The sequence below is a fragment of the Streptomyces sp. NPDC005791 genome (assembly GCF_042871485.1).
Lineage (GTDB): Bacteria > Actinomycetota > Actinomycetes > Streptomycetales > Streptomycetaceae > Streptomyces.
The window spans coordinates 400,959-424,276 of record NZ_JBIAIP010000002.1 but is presented as its reverse complement, the minus strand read 5'-3'; the positions used below and the strand labels follow the sequence as shown (position 1 = coordinate 424,276).

Genomic DNA, 23,318 nt, shown 5'->3' with positions numbered 1-23,318 from the left:
GAAGCCCGGTGAGGAAGCCGAAGGACCTGAGTAGCACGGCCCTTCGGCCCGAAGCATCGACTCCGGCCGGGCCTACGCTCGTCCATGACGACCACTGACCACCCCCTGCAACGCGGAGTAACCGCCATGCCGTCCAACGACGCCCGGACTCTCCTCCACACCGCCGTGCCCACTGCTGCCGCCGGTGTCGTCACCGTTGCCGTCAGCGCTGCGCTCGCCGGCGGCAAGGGGGCGATCGGTGCAGCGGCCGGGACGCTGGTGGTGATCCTCTTCATGGGGATCGGACTCGGCGTCCTGCAGCGCACGGCCAGGTCCCTGCCGCACCTGTTCCAGTCCATGGGGCTCGTGCTGTACACGACCGAACTGCTGCTGCTCTTCGTTTTCGTCGCCGCCTTCAAGGACACGACGCTGTTCAATCCCCGGGCCTTCGCGGCCGCGGTGATGGTCGCCACCCTCGCCTGGGTCGCGGCGCAGATCCGCGTGCACATGAAGACCAAGATTCTTTACGTCGAGCCGGACTCGTCCGCGGGTAAGACGCCCGAGAACATGGGGTCTTCGACGTGAGGGGTAGGGCCGGGATAAGCGAGCGTTCGAGACCCTGCTATCGTCCGGTGCCAACTGCGGCACTGCGGGCGCGGGCATCAAAATCGGCGCCTGCTCCATCGCGAGGCGTAATGCCTGAGCCGCCCCCCATCCGTAACACCAGTCCAGTGCCGACCAGCGGCTGCTTGCCGCGCCGACACAACGAGGTTGCCGTACCTATGCGCCACGCTGAAGGAGCCCGCGGTGAGTGCTGACCCGACGACGGTGCTCGCCTTCGAGACCGACTGCCACATCTTTGACGGATGCGGCTTCCCGGCTCCCGGCCTGCACTCATTTGTTTTCGAGCCGATGTTCACCGTCGGCGGCATCGAGATCAACAAGCCGATGCTGCTGGCGGTCCTGAGCACCGTTGTCGTCGTCGGCTTCTTCTGGGCCGCCTTCGGTAAGCCGAAGCTGGTGCCCGGAAAGCTCCAGATGGTCGCCGAGGCGGGTTACGACTTCATCCGCACCGGTGTGGTGTACGAGACGCTCGGCAAGCGCGAGGGCAAGAAGTACGTGCCCCTCATGGTCTCGCTGTTCTTCTTCATCTGGATCATGAACCTCTGGGCGATCATTCCGCTCGCCCAGTTCCCGGTGGTCTCGGTCATCGGATTCCCGGTGGCGCTGGCCGCGATCGTGTACGTCCTGTGGGTCAGCGTGACCTTCAAGCGGCACGGCTTCGTCGGCGGCTGGAAGAACATCTCCGGCTACGACCCGTCGATCGGCCCGGCTCTTCCCTTCGTCATGCTCATCGAGATCATGTCGAACCTGCTGATCCGGCCGTTCACGCACGCCGTGCGACTGTTCGCCAACATGTTCGCCGGCCACGTGCTGCTGCTGATCTTCACCATCGCCAGCTGGTACCTGCTGAACGGGATCGGCATCGCTTACGCCGGTATCTCGTTCGTGATGACCATCCTGATGACCGCTTTCGAGCTGTTCATCCAGGCGCTGCAGGCCTACGTGTTCGTCCTTCTGGCCTGCAACTACCTTCAGGGTGCTCTCGCCAAGGAGCACTGAGCAGTCCAGCTCCACCCCCGATAGTCGTCCGGTGGCCAACCCCCACCGGTTCTGAAAGAGAAGGAAGAAACGGCATGTCCGCTCTTGAGACCCTCGCCGCCGTCAACATCACGGGCAACCTCGGTTCCATCGGTTACGGCCTCGCCGCGATCGGCCCCGGCGTCGGCGTCGGCATCATCTTCGGTAACGGCACCCAGGCGCTGGCCCGTCAGCCCGAAGCTGCCGGCCTGATCCGCTCGAACCAGATCCTCGGCTTCGTCCTCTGTGAGGCGCTCGCCCTGATCGGTCTCGTCATGCCCTTCGTCTACCCGGTCGACTAAGTCGCGGCATTCCGACTGCCCGATGCGACGAAAGGCATTGATGTGAACGCCCTACAGCTGGCGGCCGAGGAAGAGATCCAGAACCCGCTGCTTCCGGCGATCCCCGAGATCGTCATCGGCCTGATCGCCTTCGCCATCGTCTTCGGCTTCCTCGCCAAGAAGCTCCTCCCGAACATCGAGAAGGTTCTGGAAGAGCGCCGCGAGGCCATCGAAGGCGGAATCGAGAAGGCCGACGCGGCTCAGACCGAGGCCCAGAGCGTTCTTGAGCAGTACAAGGCTCAGCTCGCCGAGGCCCGGCACGAGGCCGCACGCCTGCGCCAGGAGGCGCAGGAGCAGGGTGCCGTCATCATCCAGGAGATGAGGGCGGAAGGTCAGCGGCAGCGCGAGGAGATCATCGCCGCGGGCCACGCCCAGATCGAGGCCGACCGCAAGGCCGCGGCGTCCGCGCTGCGTCAGGACGTGGGCACCCTCGCCACCGCCCTGGCCGGCAAGCTCGTCGGCGAGTCCCTCGAGGACCACGCCCGGCAGAGCGGCACCGTCGACCGTTTCCTCGACGAGCTCGAGGCGAAGGCCGAGGCCGTCCGATGAACGGAGCGAGCCGCGAGGCGCTGGCCTCCGCACGCGAGCGCCTCGACGCACTGACCGACTCCACGTCGGTCGACGCGGCGAAGCTCGCCGAGGAGCTGGCAGCCGTCACCGCGCTGCTCCACCGCGAGGTATCGCTGCGCCGGGTCCTCACCGACCCGTCGCAGGGCGGCGAGGCCAAGGCCGAGCTGGCCGGACGACTGCTGCGCGGTCAGGTGGGCGGCGAAGCCGTGGACCTGGTCTCCGGTATGGTCCGCTCCCGCTGGTCGCAGTCGCGTGACCTGGTGGACTCGGTCGAGGAACTGGCGAACACCGCGGATCTCACCGCGGCCCAGCGCGCCGGTGCGCTCGACGACGTCGAGGACGAGCTGTTCCGGTTCGGCCGGATCGTCGCCTCCGACGTCGCGCTGCGCTCCGCGCTGACCGACAAGTCGGCTTCGGCCTCCGCCAAGGGCGAGCTGCTCCGCAGCCTGCTCGGCGGGAAGGTCCAGCACGTCACGGAGCGTGTGATCACGCGTCTCGTGACGCAGCCCCGGGGACGTAGCCTGGAAGCGGGACTCGACTCCCTGTCCAGGCTCGCCGCGGAGCGCCGGGACCGCATGGTCGCCGTCGTCACCTCGGCGGTGCCGCTGTCCGATCGCCAGAAGCAGCGCCTCGGCGCCGCCCTGGCGAAGATCTACGGCCGGCAGATGCACCTGAACCTGGACGTGGACCCCGAGGTCCTCGGCGGGATCTCGGTGCGCGTCGGTGACGAGGTCATCAACGGCACGATCGCGGAGCGCCTCGAAGAGGTCACCCGCAGGATGGCCGGCTGACAGCGCGCAGCGCCACACCGCACCAACTGAACGAGCAAGAACAGCGGCCCGGTTGGGCCGTGCAGAAATTGCAGAAGATTCCTGGGGGTCGCCCCCAGACCCCACTGAGAAACTTCGGGCCCAACAAGGAGAGCAGGGAACCCCAGATGGCGGAGCTTACGATCCGGCCGGAGGAGATCCGGGACGCACTGGATAACTTTGTCCAGTCGTACCAGCCGGACGCGGCCTCGCGCGAGGAGGTCGGGACGGTCAGCGTTGCCGGCGACGGCATCGCGAAGGTGGAGGGCCTGCCCTCCGCCATGGCGAACGAGCTGCTGAAGTTCGAGGACGGCACCCTCGGTCTCGCCCTCAACCTCGAGGAGCGCGAGATCGGTGCGATCGTCCTCGGCGAGTTCAGCGGAATCGAGGAGGGCCAGCCGGTGCAGCGCACCGGTGAGGTGCTCTCCGTCGGCGTCGGCGAGGGCTACCTCGGCCGTGTCGTCGACCCGCTCGGCAACCCGATCGACGGTCTCGGCGAGATCGCGACCGAAGGCCGTCGCGCCCTCGAGCTGCAGGCCCCTGGCGTCATGGTCCGCAAGTCGGTGCACGAGCCGATGCAGACCGGCTACAAGGCCGTCGACGCCATGGTGCCGATCGGCCGCGGCCAGCGTCAGCTGATCATCGGCGACCGTCAGACGGGTAAGACCGCTCTGGCCGTCGACACGATCATCAACCAGCGCGACAACTGGCGCTCGGGCGACGTGAACAAGCAGGTGCGCTGCATCTACGTCGCCATCGGTCAGAAGGGCTCCACCATCGCCTCCGTGCGCGGTGCCCTCGAAGAGGCCGGCGCGCTCGAGTACACGACCATCGTCGCCGCCCCGGCGTCCGACCCGGCCGGCTTCAAGTACCTGGCGCCGTACACCGGTTCGGCCATCGGCCAGCACTGGATGTACGACGGCAAGCACGTCCTCATCATCTTCGACGACCTCTCGAAGCAGGCCGACGCCTACCGCGCCGTGTCGCTTCTGCTGCGCCGTCCGCCGGGCCGCGAGGCCTACCCGGGCGACGTCTTCTACCTGCACTCGCGTCTGCTGGAGCGCTGCGCCAAGCTCTCCGACGACATGGGCGCCGGTTCGATGACGGGCCTCCCGATCGTCGAGACCAAGGCGAACGACGTGTCGGCGTTCATCCCGACCAACGTCATCTCCATCACCGACGGCCAGTGCTTCCTGGAGTCCGACCTGTTCAACGCGGGTCAGCGTCCGGCGCTCAACGTCGGTATCTCGGTCTCCCGAGTCGGTGGCTCCGCCCAGCACAAGGCCATGAAGCAGGTCTCCGGCCGACTGCGTGTGGACCTCGCCCAGTTCCGTGAGCTGGAGGCGTTCGCCGCCTTCGGTTCCGACCTGGACGCGGCCTCCAAGGCGTCGCTGGAGCGCGGTAAGCGCATGGTCGAGCTGCTGAAGCAGCCGCAGTACGCCCCGTTCCCGATGGAGGAGCAGGTCGTCTCCGTCTGGGCCGGCACCACGGGCAAGATGGACGACGTCCCGGTCGAGGACATCCGCCGCTTCGAGAGCGAGCTGCTCGAGTTCCTGCGCCGTGAGCGCAAGGACCTCCTGACCAGCATCGCCGAGGGCGGCAAGATGTCCGACGACACGCTGCAGTCGATCGCCGACGCGATCGCCTCCTTCAAGCAGCAGTTCGAGACCTCGGACGGCAAGCTCCTGGGCGAGGGCTGATCGATGGGCGCTCAGCTTCGCGTTTACAAGCGCCGCATCCAAGCCGTCACCGCGACCAAGAAGATCACCAAGGCGATGGAGATGATCGCCGCCTCGCGCATCGTCAAGGCGCAGCGCAAGGTGGCGGCGTCGATGCCGTACGCGACCGAGCTCACCCGTGCGGTGACCGCGGTGGCGACCGGCTCGAACACCAACCACCCGCTCACCACCGAGGTCGCGGCTCCGGCCCGGGCCGCGGTCCTGCTCCTCACGAGCGACCGCGGTCTGGCCGGCGGCTACTCCTCCAACGCCATCAAGGCGGCGGAGAAGCTGAGGGAGCGGCTGGCGGCCGAGGGCAAGGAGGTCGACACGTACATCGTCGGCCGCAAGGGTGTCGCGTACTACGGCTTCCGTGAGCGCAAGGTCTCGGAGTCGTGGACCGGCTTCACCGACAGCCCCGAGTACTCGGACGCCAAGAAGATCGCCGAGCCCCTCATCGAGTCCATCCAGAAGGACACGGCCGAGGGCGGCGTCGACGAGCTGCACATCGTCTTCACGGAGTTCGTGTCGATGATGACGCAGAACGCGGTCGACGGCCGGATGCTGCCGCTGTCGCTCGACAAGGCGGAGGAGGAGAGCACCGAGAAGGGCGAGATCCTTCCGCTGTTCGACTTCGAGCCGTCGGCGGAGGACGTCCTCGACGCCCTTCTGCCGCGCTACGTCGAGAGCCGTATCTACAACGCACTGCTGCAGGCCGCCGCTTCCGAGCACGCCGCCCGTCGTCGTGCGATGAAGTCGGCGACCGACAACGCCGGGGATCTGATCAAGAGCCTCTCCCGGCTTGCCAACGCGGCCCGCCAGGCCGAAATCACCCAGGAAATCAGCGAGATCGTCGGCGGTGCAGGTGCGCTGGCCGACGCGTCCGCGGGGAGTGACAAGTAATGACGACGACAGTTGAGACGGCCGCTGCCACGGGCCGCGTCGCCCGGGTCATCGGCCCGGTCGTCGACGTGGAGTTCCCCGTCGACGCGATGCCGGAGATCTACAACGCCCTGCACATCGAGGTCGACGACCCGGCCGAGGCCGGCGCTCGTAAGACGCTGACCCTCGAGGTCGCCCAGCACCTGGGCGACGGCATGGTCCGCGCGATCTCGATGCAGCCCACCGACGGCGTGGTCCGCCAGGCCCCGGTGACCGACACGGGTACGGGCATCACCGTCCCCGTCGGTGACATCACCAAGGGCAAGGTGTTCAACACCCTCGGTCAGATCCTGAACGAGCCGGAGGCCGAGGCGCAGATCACCGAGCGCTGGCCGATCCACCGCAAGGCCCCGGCCTTCGACCAGCTCGAGTCGAAGACCGAGATGTTCGAGACCGGCCTGAAGGTCGTCGACCTGCTGACCCCGTACGTCAAGGGCGGCAAGATCGGTCTGTTCGGTGGTGCGGGCGTCGGCAAGACGGTCCTCATCCAGGAAATGATCATGCGTGTGGCGAAGCTGCACGACGGTGTGTCGGTGTTCGCCGGTGTCGGCGAGCGCACCCGTGAGGGCAACGACCTCATCGACGAGATGACCGACTCGGGCGTCCTGGAGAAGACCGCGCTGGTCTTCGGCCAGATGGACGAGCCGCCGGGCACCCGTCTGCGGGTCGCGCTGTCCGCCCTGACCATGGCGGAGTACTTCCGCGATGTGCAGAAGCAGGACGTGCTGCTCTTCATCGACAACATCTTCCGCTTCACGCAGGCCGGTTCCGAGGTCTCCACGCTGCTCGGGCGCATGCCGTCCGCAGTGGGTTACCAGCCGACCCTGGCCGACGAGATGGGTGTGCTCCAGGAGCGCATCACCTCGACGCGTGGTCACTCGATCACCTCGATGCAGGCGATCTACGTCCCCGCGGACGACCTGACCGACCCGGCCCCGGCCACCACGTTCGCCCACCTCGACGCGACGACGGTTCTCTCCCGTCCGATCTCCGAGAAGGGCATCTACCCGGCCGTGGACCCGCTGGACTCCACGTCCCGCATCCTGGACCCGCGTTACATCGCGCAGGACCACTACGACACGGCCAGCCGTGTCAAGGGGATCCTGCAGAAGTACAAGGACCTCCAGGACATCATCGCGATCCTCGGTATCGACGAGCTGGGCGAGGAGGACAAGCTCGTCGTCCACCGTGCCCGTCGCGTCGAGCGCTTCCTGTCGCAGAACACCCACGCCGCCAAGCAGTTCACCGGCCTGGACGGTTCGGACGTTCCGCTCGACGAGTCGATCGCCGCGTTCAACGCGATCTGTGACGGGGAGTACGACCACTTCCCCGAGCAGGCGTTCTTCATGTGCGGTGGCATCGAGGACCTCAAGGCGAACGCCAAGGAGCTCGGCGTCTCCTGAGCCTCCGGCTCACCGAGGGGGGTGGGTGTGTCCCGCCCCCCTCACCACGCCCCGTAGAATCGAACCGACACCCGGCACGACCGCCGGGTGGTGACCCGAGGAGCCACCCTTGGCTGCTGAGCTGCATGTCGAGCTGGTCGCCGCGGACCGCAGTGTCTGGTCCGGCGAGGCCACCCTCGTTGTCGCACGTACCACGTCCGGCGACATCGGCGTCATGCCCGGTCACCAGCCGCTCCTGGGTGTGCTGGAATCGGGCCCCGTGACGATCCGTACGAGTGACGGCGCGACTGTGGTCGCCGCTGTGCACGGCGGTTTCATCTCGTTCGCGGACAACAAGCTCTCGCTGCTGGCGGAGATCGCTGAGCTTGCCGACGAGATCGACGTCCAGCGCGCCGAGCGTGCGCTGGAGCGCGCGAAGTCCGACACGGACGCCGGCGCCGAGCGCCGCGCGGACGTGCGACTGCGTGCGGTGGCGGCGCACTGAGCGCCCCCACGAAGAGTTTTTGACTCAGCCGCGGCCCGAGCTGGAGAGATCCAGACCGTGTCGCGGCTGAGGCGATGCAGGTGCAGTCCGGTTCGGCTCGGTGCGGTATCCGTTACTCGACGATGCGAGGAGGTCGGTGGAGATGGTCCTCGCGTTGTGGGTGGGCGGTCTGGTCGTCGTACTGGTCGCGGTGGGGCTGTTCGTCTTCGGTCTCCGCAGGCGGCTGATCCAGCGCTCCGGCGGAACCTTCGACTGCAGCCTGCGCTGGGACGTGTCCGAGGATCCGGACCCGTCCGGCAAGGGCTGGGTGTACGGGGTCGCCCGGTACAGCGGTGACCGTGTCGACTGGTTCCGGGTCTTCTCCTACTCCCCCCGCCCGCGCCGCGGTCTGGAGCGCTCCGCCATCGAGGTGGTCGCGCGCCGGCTGCCCGAGGGTGAGGAGGAGCTGGCGCTCCTGTCCGACTCCGTCGTGCTCGGCTGCCTCCACCGGGGGACACGCCTGGAGCTGGCGATGAGCGAGGACGCCCTGACCGGCTTCCTCGCCTGGCTCGAGGCGGCGCCGCCGGGCCAGCGGGTCAACGTGGCTTAGGTAGAGGCTCTCGCTGGTCGGGGGTCCCCCCGGACTCCGTCCGGGGGCCTCTGCCGTCCGCGCGGCTGCCTACCGCGACGCGGAGGTAGCGACTACGCCCCGGGCGGACGTTCCGTCGGGCCAGGTCCACCCCGCGACGACGTACGCGGACGAGCCCTCCGCGGTCTCGGCGGGCCGCAGGATCCGGTTGACCCGTACGTCCGCCCCGTCCTGGGGCCCGGCCTGGTGCACGGCGACGGACGGATCGGCGGTGTCGCTCTCGCTCCGGTGCTGCGGAGTCGCCTCGCCGCGCAGGAGCGCTCGCAGCTGTTCCACGGCCACAGGGTCCCGCACGCCGTCGTAGATCCACCGGGTCCCGAGCACACCGTGCTCGGAGGTGCCGATCAGGGCCGTGCCGGGGACGGTCTGCGCCTCCGCGCCCCGGTAGCTCATGGGCACCAGGTACGCCACCGGTCGTTGCGCGGAGGTGTCCACCACGATCATGATCTCGACCCCGACCTCCCCCTCCGGATCGTCCAGACGGAAGCCGCCGGCCACGGCGAGCTCCGGTGCCCTCGCGTCACCCACGTACCAGCTCTGCTCCGGGAGCCATCCGGCGAGCAGTTCCAGCTTGGTGGGCGCCATGGTCGTGCGGTGGACGGATGCCACGTGTGCTCCTTCGACGGGTCCGGGTCCGCCCTTCGGCAGGACGTGACCGAACCTATAGGAACCCACCACGTCTTCAGGGGGCCGGAACGCGAAAACCGGGGAGACAGGGGGCGGACCTGTCTCCCCGGCGCTTTTCCGGGGTGGTGCTGCTACCTCGTGGGGGGCCAGGACCTCTAGTGCCGCGTCAGCCAAGGTTCGCCCCGTCGCGACGCCCGGCACGCACTCTCGCCGCACCGGCCGAAAGCCCGAGTACATCCAGTACAAGGGCTTCCGGCCGGCACACCGATAGCACGCACCTGACGCCGCTCCTTGACGGGCAAACCCTGACTGCCACGGCACTAGTTGAGGCCGCTGTCCATCGCGCTCACGAGCTCACCGTTCGCGGTGTCACCGCTGAACTCCCAGAAGAACGCCCCGCGCAGGCCCTGGTTGTTCGCCCAGGCCATCTTGGACGTGATCGTCGCCGGGGTGTCGTAGCTCCACCAGTTGGTGCCGCAGTGGGCGTACGCGGTGCCGGCGATCGTGCCGGTCGCCGGGCAGCTGTTCTTCAGGACCTTGTAGTCCTCGATACCGGCTTCGTACGTGCCCGGAGCCGCCCCCGTCGCCGTGCCGCCGGGTGCCGCCTGGGTGACGCCGGTCCAGCCGCGGCCGTAGAAGCCGATGCCGAGCAGCAGCTTCGAGGCGGGGACGCCCTTGGCCTTCAGCTTGGCGATGGCGGCGGCGCTGTTGAAGCCCTCCTGCGGGACACCGCTGTACGAGGTCAGCGGGGAGTGCGGGGCCGTCGGGCCCTTGGCCTCCCAGGCGCCGAAGAAGTCGTACGTCATCACGTTGTACCAGTCGAAGGACTGTGCGGCGCCGGCGTAGTCGGCCGCGTCGATCTTGCCGCCGGCCGAGCCGTCCGCGGTGATCGCGGCGGTGACCAGGTTGTTGGTGCCGAACTTCGTCCGCAGGGCGGAGGCGACGTTCTTCAGTGCCGCCGGGCCGCTGGTGTCGCAGGTGAGACCGCAGGCGTTGGGGTACTCCCAGTCGATGTCGATGCCGTCGAAGACATCGGCCCAGCGGGGGTCCTCGACCAGGTCGTAGCAGGACTGGGCGAAGGCGGCCGGGTTCTGGGCGGCCTGGGGGAAGCCGCCGGACCAGGTCCAGCCGCCGAACGACCAGAGGATCTTGATGTGGGGGTACTGGGCCTTGAGCTTGCGCAGCTGGTTGAAGTTGCCGCGCAGCGGCTGGTCCCAGGTGTCGGCCACGCCGTCGACCGCCTGGTCGGCGGTGTAGGCCTTGTCGTAGTCGGCGTAGGCGTCACCGATGGTGCACTTGCCGCCCTGGACGTTGCCGAACGCGTAGTTGATGTGGGTGATCTTCTCGGCCGAGCCGGAGGTCACGAGGTTCTTGACGTGGTAGTTGCGCCCGTAGACGCCCCACTCGGTGAAGTAGCCGAGGTTGATCTTGTCCCCGGTGCCGGGATTGCCCGGGTCGGTGGTGCCGGTGGTGCGGACGGCGACCGAGGCGCTGACCGGGCCGGTCTGGTCGGCGGTGTCACGGGCCTGCACCGTGTACGAGTAGTCGGTGCCCTTGGTGAGGCCGGTGTCGGTGTACGTCGTCGTGGTGACCGTGGCGACCTTGGCGCCGTCGCGCAGGACGTCGTAGTTCTTGATGCCCTTGTCGTCGGTGGCCGCGCCCCAGGTGAGCTTCGCCGAGGTGTCGGTGATGCCGCTGGCGGTGGGGGTGCCGGGCTTGGACGGGGCGTTGTCGCCGGGGACGCTGCCGCCGTCACAGGAGGCGCCGTTCAGCTTGCAGCCGCTGGGGGAGCCGGTGCCGGTGCCGTTGAAGCCGAAGCTGATGCTGGCGCCCGGGGCGACCGTACCGTTCCAGCCGAGGTTCTTGGCGGTCCAGTGGGTTCCGGAGCTCGTGACGGAGGCGTCCCAGGCGGAGCCGACCGCGGTGCCGGAGGGGAAGTCCCACTCGATGGTCCAGGACGAGAGGGCGGTCGTCCCGGTGTTCCTGACCGTCCACTGGCCCTCGAAGCCGCTGCCCCAGTCGGACTTCTTGACGTAGGTGGCGGTCGCGGAGGTGGCGGCCTCGGCGGGGGAGGCCAGGCCGACCATCGCGGCGAGGGGCAGCAGCAGCGCGGTGAGACCCGCGACCGTCCTGGATCTGGTGGCTGTACGCGCTCCGCGTCTCCATCCGGGCCGGGAGAGGCGTACGGGGTTGTCAGTGCTCAACGGTGCTCCTCGGGTGAGGTCCGGCAATGGGGGATGATCCGTAACCTGCAGACCCTGCGTCGCCCTGAGCCCGCTTTGTCATGGCGTACTCACCGCAGTGTGTTCGGTGAGATTAGGAAGGTCTGGACCAATCGTCAAGAGGTCCAGACCAAAGATCCGGTCCGGACCTCAGAGCCCCAACTCCTGGGCGAGGACGGCCGCTTGCACCCGGCTGCGCAGCTCCAGCTTTCCGAGCAGCCTGCTGACGTGCGTCTTCACCGTCGCCTCCGCCATCGAGAGCCGCCCCGCGATCTCCGCGTTCGACAAGCCCTCCCCGAGACAGCCCAGCACCTCCCGCTCCCGGCGCGTGAGCGTGTCGAAGCCCTCAGGGGCGGGGCCGGGCGCCCTGCGCGCGGAAGAGGCACCGGCGAACTCCTCGATCAGCCGCCGCGTCACGGCCGGGGCGATCATGCCTTCGCCGCGCGCCACCGTGCGTACGGCGTCGAGCAGGTCCTTGGCGTCGGTGTTCTTCAGCAGGAAACCCGACGCACCCGCGCGCAGCGCGCCGAAGACGTACTCGTCCAGGTCGAAGGTGGTCAGCACCAGCACGTCCGCCAGCCGCTCCGCCACCACCTGCCGCGTCGCGGACACCCCGTCGAGCCTGGGCATCTGCACATCCATCAGCACCAGGTCCGGGCGCAGTTCTCGGGCCAGACGCACGGCGGCCTCGCCGTCGGCCGCCTCGCCCACGACCTCGATGTCCGGTGCGCTGCCCAGGATCAGCACCAGTCCCGCGCGCACCGCCGACTGGTCCTCCGCGACCAGCACCCGGATCGTCATGACTTCTGCGTCCTCTCCCCGACGGGCAGTTCGGCCCGCACCAACCAGATCTTCACGCCGTCGCCCCGGCGTCCCGGGCCCGCCTCGATGGTCCCGCCCAGCAGTGCGACCCGCTCCCGCATCCCCACCAGACCGGCCCCCGATCCGGGCGCGCGCGGCCCGGGCCGGTCGCCGAATACGCTGCCGACCTCCACCGTCAGCAGCCTGCGCGACCCGCGCAGCCGGACCGTCACCGGGCCCGGCGCCGCGTGCTTCAGCGCGTTCGTCAGCGACTCCTGGACGATGCGGTACGCCGCGAGCTCCACCGGTGCCGGCAGCGGCCCGGACGGCTCCCGGCCGTCGTCCAGGGTGACGGTGAGCCCGCTGGACGCGGAGTTCGCGCCGGCCTGCTCCACGAGGGCGTCCAGGGAGGCGAGGGTCGGTGCGGCGCTCGGCGGCCCGGCCGCGCCGTTCTCCCGCAGCAGCCCGATCAGGCGGCGCATCTCGGCCAGGCCGTCGACACTGTTCTGCCGGATGACCCCGAGGGCGTCGCGGGAGGTGCCCGGTTCGTCGATGGAGAGCGCGGCGGTGGAGTGGATGGCGATCGCGGAGAGGTGGTTGGCGACCATGTCGTGCAGCTCGCGTGCCATCCGTGACCGTTCGGCGGTCACCGCCTGGACCCGGTCCATCTCGGCCAGCAGCGCTGTCTGGTCGGCGCGCAGCCGGGCCGCGTCGGCGGCGTCGCGGTGGTTGCGGACAGCGGCCCCGGTCAGGGCGGGGCCGAAGAGGACCATGCCGACGACGATCCCGATGAGTACGGCGTCCGCCGACGGGGCCCAGGCGACGAAGCCGACCGTCGTGGCGACCGTGACGAGCAGCGTGATCACCGGAATGCGGCGCGAGACGGCGGGCGCGCTGTACAGCACCGCGGCGTACACCAGGTCCGTGTACATCAGCAGGGTCGCGAGGCTGCCCACGGTGAACTGATCGGCCACCAGCGCCGGCGTGCCGACCGCCAGTGCGGTCAGCGGGGCGCTGCGCCGCAGCAGTTCGAGGGCCGCCGTCACCACGAGCGGCAGCAGGGACACCCAGGGGGCGTCGAAGAGCCGGCCGTTCTGGATGTGAATGCCGATCAGCCACAGGATCACACCACCGGACAGCCCGGTGACCGCGAGCAGGACGTCGTCGCGATGCGGGCGCGCAAGGGAGAACACCCTCCCATCCAACACGGTGGTGTGCCGCACCTCGTCCGTACGCGGGGGGAGGCGCGGCTACATCGAAGGATGCAGTCGTGATTCGTCACCGCAGACGACGATCCGGCGCCGTACGGAGGGGACTCTGGAGGGGACCGGAAGGAGAAGAACCGTGATCGTCACACTGATCGTGCTCTGCGAGGTCGGCTTCTGGGTCCTGCTGGCCGCCGGACTCGCACTCCGGTACGTGGCGAAGAAGGCCCGGCTGGGTGCGGCGGTGCTGCTGTGCGAGCCCCTGCTGGAGGTCGTCCTGCTGGTGGTGACCGCCATCGATCTGAAGAACGGGGCCGAGCCGGGCCTGAAGCACGGCCTGGCAGCCGTCTACATCGGCTTCACGGTGGGACTCGGCCACTCGACCGTCAAGTGGGTCGACGCTCGGGTCGCCCACCGCTTCGCGGGCGGCCCGCCCCCGGTGAAGCCCCCGAAGTACGGGATGGCGCGGGCCGCCCACGAGTGGCGCACCGCCGCCCGCTGGATCGTGGCCGCGCTGACCGCCATGGCCCTGCTGCAGGCGGCGGTCTGGTACGTCGGCGGGGACGGCGACACCGGCTCGCTGCAGATGTGGCAGCAGAAGATGCTCTGGGTGATCGGGATCAACCTGATCATCGCCGGGGGCTACACGGTGTTCCCCAAGCAGGAGCCCAAGGACCGGGTCGGGGCGGGCCGCTGATCAGCGGTCGCCGCCCGGCACCCACAGCACGTCGCCGACCTCCTTGTTCGCCGTCCTGGCGAGGATGAACAGGAGGTCGGAGAGGCGGTTCAGGTACGTCGCGGTCAGTGCGTTCATGACCTCGCCGTGCACCTCCAGCGCCGCCCAGGTGGACCGCTCCGCCCGCCGGACGACCGTGCAGGCCTGGTGCAGCAGTGCCGCCCCGGGGGTTCCGCCCGGAAGGATGAAGCTGCGGAGCTTCTCCAGCTCCTCCAGGAACGTGTCGCAGTCGGCCTCCAGCTTGTCGACGTACGACTGCTCCACCCGCAGCGGCGGGTACTCGGGGTTCTCCGCCACCGGGGTGGACAGATCCGCGCCCACGTCGAACAGGTCGTTCTGCACCCGGACGAGGACCTTCACGACATCCTCGGAGAGGTTTCCGAGCGCGACGGCCGTGCCGATGACGGCATTGGCCTCATTGGCGTCGGCGTAGGCCGAGATCCGCAGATCGGTCTTGGCGGTCCGGCTCATGTCTCCGAGGGCGGTGGTGCCCTTGTCGCCGGTACGGGTGTAGATGCGCGTCAGATTGACCATGAGGTCAGCCTAGGGCCTGTCCGGCGGATCATGTGACTGTTGCGGGTTCTGCTCGTTGGCATGTCCATGGGGCGGGGAGATCTCACGAACGAGGAATGGGCCCGGCTGAAGCCGCATCTGCCGAAGTCCGGTACACGGGGCGGCCGTTGGGTCAGTCATCGCAGGATCATCAACGGGATCTTGTACCGGAACCGTACGGGAGTGCCCTGGCGGGATCTGCCTGCACGTTTCGGCAAATGGAAGACCGTGTATGAGCGGCACCGACGCTGGTCGGCAGACGGCACCTGGGACAGCCTCTTCGCGGCCGTCCTGGCCGACGCCGACGCCGAGGGCCGCATCGACTGGTCGATGGTGAGCGTGGACTCCACCTCCTGTCGAGCCCACCAGCACGCCGCCGGAGCCCGCAAGAGACGCCCGCGGGTACCGGGAAAAGAACAACGCCCCGGCAGCACCGCCCCGACGAGGGACTCGGACGCTCCCGGGGCGGCCTCACCTGCAAGATCCACCTTGCTGGTGAGGGCGGGCGCCGCCCGCTGGCCCTGCTGATCACGCCGGGCCAGTGGGGCGACGCTCCGCAGCTCATTCCGGTCATGGAACGCATCCGTGTTGGCCGCCTCGGTGGCGGACACCCGCGCACGCGGCCCGACCATCTCGGCGGCGACAAGGCGTATTCCTCTCGCCGCAACCGCCGCTACCTTCGACGACGCCAGATCAAGCACACCATCCCCGAACCGAGGAACCAGCGGGCCAACCGTCAACGAAGGGGCAGCAAGGGCGGCCGACCCGCCGGCTTCGACAAGACGATCTACGAGCGAAGGAACGAAGTGGAGCGGACCATCAACCGACTCAAGAACTTCCGCGCTGTCGCAACCCGGTACGACAAGAGGGCCTACGTCTTCCACGGCACCGTCACCGCAGCAGCAATCCGCTTATGGCTCCGCCCATGATCCGCCGAACAGACCCTCATCCACTCGCACCGAGTCAGTTGCCAGTCGCCTTACGAGCATCGTGAGACCGCCCTGCGATGACCGCGCCGATCACGACGGCCAGTACGTACACGGTGACGCTCGCGGCGAAGCCTCCAGGTAGCCAGCCCAGCAGGCCGGCGTTGTCGTGGTCGACGAGCTGGCGGATTGCGCCCTGGGCTCCGATGACGAGCAGTGCCATGCCGAGCGCCTGGTAGAGGCCGTATTTCACGGGGTCCCCCTCGGTCCGATTGCGGTTTACCATGCGATTGCACTGTAAACCGACGGTGCTCGGTTTTACAATGCGATCGCATGGTGAAGGTGGCGAGGAAGGCGGCGGTACCGTGCCGAAGATCGTGGATCCCGAAGCGCGCAGGACGCGCCTCGTCGAGGCCGTCTGGGCACTGGCCGTGCGCGGCGGCATCGAGCAGGTGTCGCTACGCAAGGTGGCCGAGGAAGCGGGCGTCTCCATGGGCCAGATCCAGCACTACTACTCCTCGATGCAGGCCCTGATCCGCGACGCCCTCGACCGGGCCGTACGGGCCGTGAACGCCACCATCGAGAACGCGGTCACCGCCGCCGACACGACCAGCCCAGAGGCCGTCCTCCGTGCCTGCCTGTACGCCCTGATCAGCCCGGCCGAGGAGAGTACCCGGCTGATGCGCTTCGCGCTGGCGGCCGCAGGCCGGGCAGTCTCCGATCCGACGATGGCCAAGGTCCTGGCGCCGGGCGACAACGAGCTGCTCACCTTCACCGCCGGCCTCATCACGGCAGCCAGGGAGGAGCGGGGCAGCAAGCCGCGCTGTGAGGAACGTACCGACGCCGATATCTGCTGGTCCCTCGCCACCAGCCTCGGCGTGGACATCGCTCTCGGCTACCGCACCCCAGAAGTCGCCGAACATCTCCTCGACCACCACATCGAGCAGGTCCTTCGCTAGAAGTCCGATGAAGATCTTGCTTCGGCCGTCCCGATCGACCGAGTTCACCCGCAATTGTCGATCGGGGCAAACTGGCGCAAACCTGGAGTGTATTCAAGATTCTCAGTGGACTTCTAGGGCCTGTGTAGCGGACCTTGCCGGGTCCCCCGCACCCCCGTGCTGTTGGCACCGCCCCGTGCCCACCGACATGATCCGCCGGACAGACCCTAGTTACGCTCCGGCCCTGCGGAAGACGCGCGTGCCGGCCGTCACAGCCAGAAGGGCGAACGCGAGCGCCACCAGGACGCCGTACAGCATGTGCGCCGTGGCGTACGAGCCGACGTAGGCGTCCCGCACGGCGTCCACCAGGTAGCGGAACGGTGTGACGTGCGACAGGACGTCCAGCCACGCGGGGCCGAGCGTCATCGGCAGCATCAGGCCGGAGAGCAGCATGGCCGGCATGGTGAGCGCGTTGATCACCGGCCCGAACTCCTGCGGCGTACGCACCTTCATGGCCAGGGCGTACGACAGCGAGGCCAGCGAGACCGTCAGCAGGCCCACGAAGGCGAAGCCGATGAGCACTCCGGGCAGCGGTGCGCGCAGTCCCATGGCCAGCGCGGCGAGCACCAGCAGCACCGCTTGGAACATGAACAGCAGGGCGTCCCGCAGGACCCGTCCCAGTAGCAGGGCCAGGCGGCTGACAGGGGTCACGCGCATGCGCTCGACCACCCCCGTCGACTGCTCGATGATGATCGCGAAGCCGGTGAACGAGGCCCCGAAGAGCGCAAGTTGCAGAAGCAGTCCGGGCACCAGGACCTGCCAGGAGTCACCCGTGGAGCCGAGCGGGAGCTCCGTGAGGAGCGGGCCGAAGAAGAACAGGTAGAGCAGCGGCATCAGGATTCCGAAGAAGATCTGGAACCGGGAGCGCAGGGTCTGCCGGACGTACCGGCTGAAGATCAGCGAGGTGTCATGGAGGAGCATCGGGGTCCTATACGGCGACGGGGGCGGCCTCGGCGGCCGGGGTGCGCCCGGTGATCGCGAGGAAGGTGTCGTGGAGCGAGGCGTCGGGAGAGCCGGCGTGCTCGGTCTTGAGTGCGGCCGGCGCGCCCTCGGCGACGACCAGGCCGCCGTCGATGACGACCAGCCGGTCCGCGAGGGCGTCGGCCTCGTCGAGGTAGTGGGTGGTGAGTACGACCGTCGTGCCGAATTCGTCCCGCAGACCTCGGACCAGGTCCCACAGGTCCTCCCGGCTGCCGGGGTCGAGGCCGGTGGTCGGCTCGTCGAGGAAGAGCACGGCGGGGCGGTGGGTGAGGCCCATCGCGATGTCGAGGCGCCTGCGCTGACCACCGGAGAGTGCCGCCGTCCTGCGCTCGAGCAGGTCGCCGAGGCCGAGGCGCGCGGCCAGTTCCGCCGTGCGCGCGATCGCGTCGGCCTTGCTCAGCCGGTACAGCCGCCCCTGGGTGACCAGCTCCTCCCGCACGGTGATGTGCGGGTCCACCCCGCCGGACTGGGCGACGTAACCGCACTTCTCGCGGACCCTAGCCGGGTCCGCGGTCAGGTCGCAGCCCGCGACGGTGGCCGCGCCGCCGGTGGGGGCGAGCAGGGTGGTGAGCATCCGCAGCGTGGTGGTCTTGCCGGCGCCGTTGGGCCCGAGCAGGCCGACGATCTCGCCGGGCATCACGGTCAGATCGACCGAGCGGACGGCGTGGACCGGTCCCGACTTGGTCGTGAAGGTCCGGGCGAGTCCGGACGTGCTGATGATGGGCATGGTGGCCACAAAAGCAGAGTCACTCGAAAAATGCAATGACTTGAAAAATGCAGCCACGCCAAAATTCCACGGTCACCAGTGGATCCGTAGGATGGGTCCATGGCTGAGGGACTGAGGGAACGGAAGAAGCGTCGGACGAGGCAGCACCTCTCGGACGTGGCCACCGGGCTCTTCGTGGAGCGGGGCTTCGACGCGGTCACGATCGCCGAGATCGCCGAGGCCGCCGAGGTGTCGGTCAACACCGTGTACAACTACTTCCCGGCCAAGGAGGACCTCTTCCTGGACCGCAGCCGGGGCGTCGTCGACCGGCTCTCCCGTTACGTCCGCGGCCGGGACGCGGGGGAGTCCGCCGCCGACGCCGTCCTGCGTGAACTGCGGATCCAGGTGGAGGGCGTCTCGCCCACGGTCGGCCTCATGGACGGGTACGCGAGCTTCATGCGGGTCATCGACGGTGCCGACAGCCTCAAGGCCCGCCTCTGGCACATCGGGCAGGAGGCCCAGCTCCACCTGGAGGTGACCATGCGGGAGGAGTCCGGTGCGGATGCCGGCGACCCGGCTCCGGACCTGGTGGCCGGTCAGCTCTCCTGGGTGCACAGCACCCTCATGGCGTACATCGGTGGCGAGATGGTCGCGGGCCGCGCGCCGGACGAGGTCTCGCGGGACGCGCTCGTCCTGCTCGACGAGATGGAGGACCTCCTCGGCGCGAAGGTCCTCAACTACGCACGACGCGCCGCCGCATGAGGCCGACGGGTGTGATGTCCGTCATGTGAGACGTGACGCGCATCTCTTCACGGCCTCACGGCCCCTCACGGGTACTAATCTCCGCCGGAGAGCATGTGAACGACCGAGAAGCATTGGGGTGCGAAACGTGGCCAGGAAGCTCGCCGTCATCGGCGCCGGACTCATGGGGTCCGGTATCGCGCAGGTCTCCGCCCAGGCGGGCTGGGACGTCGTGCTGCGTGATGTCACCGACGAGGCCCTGGCCCGTGGGCGCGGCGGCATCGAGGCCAGTTACGGCAAGTTCGTCGCCAAGGGCAGGCTGGAGTCCGCCGACGCCGAGGCCGCGCTCGCCAGGATCACCACGACCACCGACCTCGACGCCGTGGCCGACGCGGACGTCGTCGTCGAAGCCGTCTTCGAGAAGCTCGAGGTCAAGCACGAGATCTTCCGCACGCTCGACAAGGTCGTACGGGAGGACGCCGTCCTCGCCTCCAACACCTCCGCCATCCCGATCACCAAGATCGCGGCCGTGACGGAGCGCCCGGAGCGGGTCGTCGGTGTGCACTTCTTCTCGCCGGTCCCGATGATGCAGCTCTGCGAGCTGGTGCGCGGCTACAAGACCAGCGACGAAACGCTCGCCACCGCACGGGAGTTCGCCGAGTCCGTGGGCAAGACCTGCATCGTCGTCAACCGTGACGTCGCGGGCTTCGTCACCACCCGCCTGATCTCGGCGCTCGTCGTCGAGGCCGCCAAGCTGTACGAGTCGGGCGTCGCCTCGGCCGAGGACATCGACACCGCCTGCAAGCTGGGCTTCGGCCACGCCATGGGCCCGCTCGCCACGGCCGACATGACCGGCGTCGACATCCTCCTGCACGCCACGGGCAACATCTACACCGAGTCCCAGGACGAGAAGTTCGCCGCTCCGGAGCTGATGCGCCGGATGGTCGACGCAGGTGACATCGGCCGCAAGAGTGGGAAGGGCTTCTACACCTACTGATCACCGCCGGGCTCCCGGGCTGCCCGATGCGCCGTCAGTCAGACCTGGAAGCCCGGGATCCGGCACCCGCCGGTGCATGGATCCAGTGGATACCGCCGTACTCGCTTCACTCTTCGGGGTGAATTCGGTATCGGTTCGCTTACAGACGGCAACTTCCCTGTCGCCGCGGCAGTCAGTTGTGGCAGAGGAAGAAAGAGAAAAACCAGACAGACCGACCTAGCTGCGGAGCATTTCCGGGGAGCGTATATGCACATCAGGGGCGACCACGCCGAGCTGGTCGTCGGGGGCCGCCTCGACGTCCGAAGCGCGGCGGACGCCCGCACGGTCCTGCACTCGGCCGTCGACGACGGGGCCGGCGATCTCGTGCTGAACCTGACCGAGCTGGACTCGTGGGACGCCACCGGACTCGGCGTCATCATGGGCGCGCACCGCCGGGCCGGCCGAGCGGGGCGGCGCCTGGTGCTGCGCGGCGTGCCGCCGCAGATGCAGCGCCTGCTGGTGGCGACGAGACTGCACAGGATCCTCGCCATCGAGGGCGGGCTCGCCGCGGACTCCCTGCCACGCGTCTGAGGCCGTCCGAGATATACACGCACAATCCTCACGAGAATGTGATGTCGCGGCGGCGCGGCCCCCCCGCCGGTTCGTGGATACTGTGCGAAGGTTTAGGGTTCGGCCGTCTGCCGATCGACGAGGACCCACTGGCGGACACCGGACCGGAGCGACTGCGGGCGTGCGAGGCCGGAGGGGGCAATCGCGCGCTGCGCGTCTGGGGGACTTTGACGATGGACCCGACCACTCGGGGACCGGAAGAGTACGGCCACGGCCACGACCGTCCCGGTGACGACGGCGGGCGGCGACGACAGTCCCGCGACCCGCTGACGCCCGACTTCGGGCACCAGACACCCCAGCAGGCCCGCATGGTGCAGCTGGTGACGGGTGGCCTTCTGCTCACCATCAATCCGGTCGACGGCAGCGAGATCGAACCCTGCAGGCCTGGGGAGCGGCCTGACGCACCCGTACGCCACACCGCCGCCCAGCGGGTGGAGCGCGAGCGTGCCGCCGCGCCGCCCGTGCCTCCGGGGCCGCCCGCACCGCAGATGCCCCTCCTGGAACGTCAGGAGGAGCGTGAGCGACTGGTGCGCCTGCTCGCCCGTGGGCGCTCGGTGCGCCTCACCGGAGCGGCCGGGGCCGGCCGCACGGCCCTCCTGAACGCCGTCGCGGGCGACTGCGCGGACCTGGCGCCCGACGGCGTCGTACGGCTCTCCGGGTACAAGCGGACCGCCGGCGAACTGCTGTACGGGCTGTTCGAGGCCGTCTACAGTGCTCCGCTCCACCGCCCCGACCGCGAAAGGCTCCTGCCGCTCGTCCACGGCATCGGCGCCGTCGTCGTCGTGGACGACCTGGAACTGGGCGGCGCCGCGCTCCAGGAGTTGCTGGACGCCACCCCGGAGTGCGCGTTCCTCTTCGCCGCGACCCCCGAGGTGTCCGCGCCGGCGGCCGAGGCGAACCTCGAAGAGGTCGTGCTCACCGGTCTCGGCCGCAGTGCCTCGATCGAGCTCATGGAACACGTCGTGGAACGCGCGCTCACCGACGAGGAGGCGAACTGGGCGGGAGACCTCTGGTTCGAGTCCGAAGGGCTTCCGCTGCGCTTCGTCCAGGCCGGCGCCCTGCTGCGCCAGCGCGACGACCTGCGCGCCCCCGAGGACGTCTTCGACGGTGACGACGATCCGGCCGACGCGCCGCCCTTCGGCCGGACCGAGCCGGCCGGTCTCCCGCTGCCCAGCCTCGGCGAGGGCGCGGCACCCGCCGCCCTGCTCGCGTCCCGGCTGACCGAGGCGGCCCGCGAGACCCTCCGCTTCGCGGTCGCGCTCGGCGGGGAGGTGCCGCACCAGGCGCATCTGCCCGCCCTCGTGGGAGACACCCACGCCGACGCGGCACTGGGCGAGCTGGCTCTCACCGGCATGCTCTCCCCGGCCGGCCCCCGCTACCGCCTGGCCGCCGGAGTCCTGAACCAGCTGGAGGCGAGCGGATACGCCGAGAGCGCGGACACCTACGCCCGCAGCGCCGCCCAGCACTACGCCTGGTGGGCAGGGCACCCCTCCGTCACCCCGGAACGCGCGGTGGCCGAGGCGGACGCACTCCTGGCCTCGATGACCCGCCTCGTCCCCGCCGAGGCCCCGGGGCAGGCCAGCGTGGCCGTCCTGCTGGCCCGCAGCGCCGCCCCCGCCTTCGCGGCGGGGATGCAGTGGGGGGCCTGGGAGAAGGCCCTGAGGGCCGGCCAGGAGGCCGCTCGGATCGCCGGCGAAGTGGCGGAAGAGGCGTACTTCCACCATGAGTTGGGCGTCCTCGCGCTCTGCACCGGGCACCTGGACCGGGCCAGGGCCGAACTCGAGGCGTCCATCGGTATGCGCGGGGCGCTCGCCGACAAGCCCGGCGCGGTCGCCGGCCGCCGGGCGCTCGCCCTCGTCGCGGACCGCTCCGGCGAACCGGTGCTCAGCACCCCGGCGGGCGAGGAGGTGCCGGCCCCGCGCCACGACGAGTCGGCCTCACCCCCCGGCGGCACCCCCGCGGCCACGCCCCTCTTCCCCCGGCAGCCGGCCGAGACGTCCGCGACCCTGCTCACCCCCCGTCAGAGCCCGCTGCCCCTCGGCGGTCCCATGGGGGTGCTCCGGGGCGCCCGGCGCAACCTCGTCGCGGTGGGCGCGGGCGCGCTGCTCGCCGCCGTGCTCGGCACGGTGGTGACCTTGGGCGCCACCTCCGGGGGCGAGGACCCGGAGGGGCAGACCGTCACGACCGAACAGTCGGCGAACGAGGACGACAGCGAGAACGGCCTCCCCGCGGACGAGCCGACCGACGACCCGGCCACCGACGAGGGCACGGCCGGCGGCGGCTCCGAGACCCCCGCCCCGTCCGGCACCGCCGGCCCGTCCACGAGCGGCGCCCCGTCCCCGAGCGCATCGAGCCCCGGCACGAGCCCGGGCACACGCACCCCGTCCAGCAGCGGCTCCAGTGACGAGGACCCGCCCCCGCAGAGCAGTCCCTCGGCGACGGAGGAGACGACGACCCCGCCGCCCACCGAGACCGAGACCGAGACTCCGACCGAGACCCCGACCGAGACCCCCGAGGAGCCGACTCCGACGACGGAGCCCCCCACGGAGCCGGAGACCTCCAACTCGGCGAGCGGCCCGGCCGAGACCGTCACCGCTTCGGCGACGGACAGCGCCCCCGCTTCGCCGGCCCTGGCCTGAAAGCGAAATCGCCGTACGGCCCCGGAAACCGGGCCCGTACGGCGATCGGACGGCAGGAGCCGG

General features: G+C 69.5%; 25 protein-coding genes. 17 read left to right on the top strand and 8 right to left on the bottom strand.

Going from position 1 to position 23,318, the window contains the following annotated elements:
- The first annotated feature begins 126 nt into the window (after positions 1 to 126).
- The 10 genes from ACFYSH_RS06220 (at position 127) to ACFYSH_RS06175 (ending at position 8,476) form a co-directional block, all read left to right on the top strand.
- A complete protein-coding gene (locus tag ACFYSH_RS06220; RefSeq protein WP_359472800.1) occupies positions 127 to 564 on the top strand; it encodes a hypothetical protein in 438 nt (145 codons plus the stop codon).
- A gap of 222 nt (positions 565 to 786) precedes the next feature.
- Entirely contained in the window at positions 787 to 1,602 is an 816-nt protein-coding gene (atpB, locus tag ACFYSH_RS06215; RefSeq protein WP_359472764.1) for a F0F1 ATP synthase subunit A, read from the top strand.
- A 74-nt stretch (positions 1,603 to 1,676) separates the two neighbouring features.
- The gene (atpE, locus tag ACFYSH_RS06210) at positions 1,677 to 1,922 is read left to right on the top strand and encodes an ATP synthase F0 subunit C (RefSeq protein WP_014048348.1); all 246 of its coding nucleotides are present in this window, start codon (positions 1,677 to 1,679) and stop codon (positions 1,920 to 1,922) included.
- 42 nt (positions 1,923 to 1,964) lie between these two features.
- Positions 1,965 to 2,510, top strand: a complete 546-nt coding sequence (locus ACFYSH_RS06205) for a F0F1 ATP synthase subunit B (RefSeq protein WP_359472766.1) — start codon at positions 1,965 to 1,967, stop codon at positions 2,508 to 2,510.
- Positions 2,507 to 3,322 (top strand): F0F1 ATP synthase subunit delta, encoded by an 816-nt coding sequence (locus tag ACFYSH_RS06200; protein ID WP_359472769.1) that lies wholly within the window; start codon positions 2,507 to 2,509, stop codon positions 3,320 to 3,322. Before ACFYSH_RS06205 ends, ACFYSH_RS06200 begins: the two co-directional genes overlap by 4 nt.
- A gap of 146 nt (positions 3,323 to 3,468) precedes the next feature.
- The gene (gene atpA, locus ACFYSH_RS06195; RefSeq protein ID WP_359472771.1) at positions 3,469 to 5,040 is read left to right on the top strand and encodes a F0F1 ATP synthase subunit alpha; all 1,572 of its coding nucleotides are present in this window, start codon (positions 3,469 to 3,471) and stop codon (positions 5,038 to 5,040) included.
- A 3-nt stretch (positions 5,041 to 5,043) separates the two neighbouring features.
- Complete coding sequence (locus tag ACFYSH_RS06190; RefSeq protein WP_359472773.1) at positions 5,044 to 5,961, top strand: F0F1 ATP synthase subunit gamma; 918 nt, start codon at positions 5,044 to 5,046, stop codon at positions 5,959 to 5,961.
- A complete protein-coding gene (gene atpD, locus ACFYSH_RS06185; RefSeq protein WP_203182484.1) occupies positions 5,961 to 7,403 on the top strand; it encodes a F0F1 ATP synthase subunit beta in 1,443 nt (480 codons plus the stop codon). Before ACFYSH_RS06190 ends, atpD begins: the two co-directional genes overlap by 1 nt.
- Before the next feature lie 109 nt (positions 7,404 to 7,512).
- Positions 7,513 to 7,887: a F0F1 ATP synthase subunit epsilon gene (locus ACFYSH_RS06180; protein ID WP_359472776.1), complete on the top strand. Its 375-nt coding sequence runs from the start codon at positions 7,513 to 7,515 to the stop codon at positions 7,885 to 7,887.
- 142 nt (positions 7,888 to 8,029) lie between these two features.
- Complete coding sequence (locus tag ACFYSH_RS06175) at positions 8,030 to 8,476, top strand: DUF2550 domain-containing protein (protein WP_359472778.1); 447 nt, start codon at positions 8,030 to 8,032, stop codon at positions 8,474 to 8,476.
- 69 nt (positions 8,477 to 8,545) lie between these two features.
- Here the strand turns inward: ACFYSH_RS06175 and ACFYSH_RS06170 are convergent, their stop codons facing one another.
- The 4 genes from ACFYSH_RS06170 to ACFYSH_RS06155 form a co-directional block, all read right to left on the bottom strand.
- Positions 8,546 to 9,124, bottom strand: coding sequence for a 1,4-alpha-glucan branching protein (locus ACFYSH_RS06170; RefSeq protein WP_359472780.1), 579 nt, complete (start codon positions 9,122 to 9,124; stop codon positions 8,546 to 8,548).
- A 338-nt stretch (positions 9,125 to 9,462) separates the two neighbouring features.
- Positions 9,463 to 11,346 carry a glycoside hydrolase family 18 chitinase gene (locus ACFYSH_RS06165; RefSeq protein WP_359472782.1) on the bottom strand — a complete coding sequence of 628 codons (1,884 nt, stop codon included), beginning with the start codon at positions 11,344 to 11,346 and terminating at the stop codon, positions 9,463 to 9,465.
- A gap of 168 nt (positions 11,347 to 11,514) precedes the next feature.
- Positions 11,515 to 12,165, bottom strand: coding sequence for a response regulator transcription factor (locus ACFYSH_RS06160; protein WP_359472784.1), 651 nt, complete (start codon positions 12,163 to 12,165; stop codon positions 11,515 to 11,517).
- A complete protein-coding gene (locus tag ACFYSH_RS06155) occupies positions 12,162 to 13,358 on the bottom strand; it encodes a histidine kinase (protein WP_359472786.1) in 1,197 nt (398 codons plus the stop codon). Before ACFYSH_RS06155 ends, ACFYSH_RS06160 begins: the two co-directional genes overlap by 4 nt.
- Positions 13,359 to 13,509: 151 nt before the next feature.
- Here ACFYSH_RS06155 and ACFYSH_RS06150 point away from each other — a divergent pair, with 151 nt between their 5' ends.
- Complete coding sequence (locus ACFYSH_RS06150; protein ID WP_359472788.1) at positions 13,510 to 14,067, top strand: hypothetical protein; 558 nt, start codon at positions 13,510 to 13,512, stop codon at positions 14,065 to 14,067.
- Here the strand turns inward: ACFYSH_RS06150 and ACFYSH_RS06145 are convergent, their stop codons facing one another.
- Positions 14,068 to 14,640, bottom strand: a complete 573-nt coding sequence (locus ACFYSH_RS06145; RefSeq protein ID WP_359472790.1) for a cob(I)yrinic acid a,c-diamide adenosyltransferase — start codon at positions 14,638 to 14,640, stop codon at positions 14,068 to 14,070.
- 66 nt (positions 14,641 to 14,706) lie between these two features.
- Here ACFYSH_RS06145 and ACFYSH_RS06140 point away from each other — a divergent pair.
- Positions 14,707 to 15,587 (top strand): IS5 family transposase gene (locus ACFYSH_RS06140; protein ID WP_388751269.1). Its coding sequence is split into 2 segments (ribosomal slippage): positions 14,707 to 15,070 and positions 15,070 to 15,587, totalling 882 coding nucleotides; the frame shifts between segments, so codons are not numbered across the junction.
- A gap of 34 nt (positions 15,588 to 15,621) precedes the next feature.
- On the opposite strand, the gene ACFYSH_RS06135 is transcribed toward ACFYSH_RS06140, so the two are convergent.
- Complete coding sequence (locus ACFYSH_RS06135; protein ID WP_388751101.1) at positions 15,622 to 15,870, bottom strand: hypothetical protein; 249 nt, start codon at positions 15,868 to 15,870, stop codon at positions 15,622 to 15,624.
- Between the two features lie 79 nt (positions 15,871 to 15,949).
- On the opposite strand from ACFYSH_RS06135, the gene ACFYSH_RS06130 reads away from it, so the two are divergent.
- Positions 15,950 to 16,543: a TetR/AcrR family transcriptional regulator gene (locus ACFYSH_RS06130; protein ID WP_388751099.1), complete on the top strand. Its 594-nt coding sequence runs from the start codon at positions 15,950 to 15,952 to the stop codon at positions 16,541 to 16,543.
- A 210-nt stretch (positions 16,544 to 16,753) separates the two neighbouring features.
- On the opposite strand, the gene ACFYSH_RS06125 is transcribed toward ACFYSH_RS06130, so the two are convergent.
- Both ACFYSH_RS06125 and ACFYSH_RS06120 read right to left on the bottom strand, forming a co-directional pair.
- Positions 16,754 to 17,503: an ABC transporter permease gene (locus ACFYSH_RS06125; protein WP_359476829.1), complete on the bottom strand. Its 750-nt coding sequence runs from the start codon at positions 17,501 to 17,503 to the stop codon at positions 16,754 to 16,756.
- A gap of 7 nt (positions 17,504 to 17,510) precedes the next feature.
- The gene (locus tag ACFYSH_RS06120; RefSeq protein ID WP_359476826.1) at positions 17,511 to 18,290 is read right to left on the bottom strand and encodes an ATP-binding cassette domain-containing protein; all 780 of its coding nucleotides are present in this window, start codon (positions 18,288 to 18,290) and stop codon (positions 17,511 to 17,513) included.
- Positions 18,291 to 18,389: 99 nt separating this feature from the next.
- Here ACFYSH_RS06120 and ACFYSH_RS06115 point away from each other — a divergent pair, with 99 nt between their 5' ends.
- From ACFYSH_RS06115 to ACFYSH_RS06100, 4 genes are all read left to right on the top strand, one after another.
- Complete coding sequence (locus tag ACFYSH_RS06115) at positions 18,390 to 19,031, top strand: helix-turn-helix domain-containing protein (protein ID WP_359476823.1); 642 nt, start codon at positions 18,390 to 18,392, stop codon at positions 19,029 to 19,031.
- Between the two features lie 127 nt (positions 19,032 to 19,158).
- Positions 19,159 to 20,007, top strand: a complete 849-nt coding sequence (locus ACFYSH_RS06110) for a 3-hydroxyacyl-CoA dehydrogenase family protein (protein WP_359476820.1) — start codon at positions 19,159 to 19,161, stop codon at positions 20,005 to 20,007.
- A gap of 246 nt (positions 20,008 to 20,253) precedes the next feature.
- Positions 20,254 to 20,577 (top strand): STAS domain-containing protein, encoded by a 324-nt coding sequence (locus ACFYSH_RS06105; protein ID WP_014154038.1) that lies wholly within the window; start codon positions 20,254 to 20,256, stop codon positions 20,575 to 20,577.
- 212 nt (positions 20,578 to 20,789) lie between these two features.
- A complete protein-coding gene (locus tag ACFYSH_RS06100) occupies positions 20,790 to 23,255 on the top strand; it encodes an ATP-binding protein (protein ID WP_359476816.1) in 2,466 nt (821 codons plus the stop codon).
- Positions 23,256 to 23,318 lie beyond the last annotated feature (63 nt).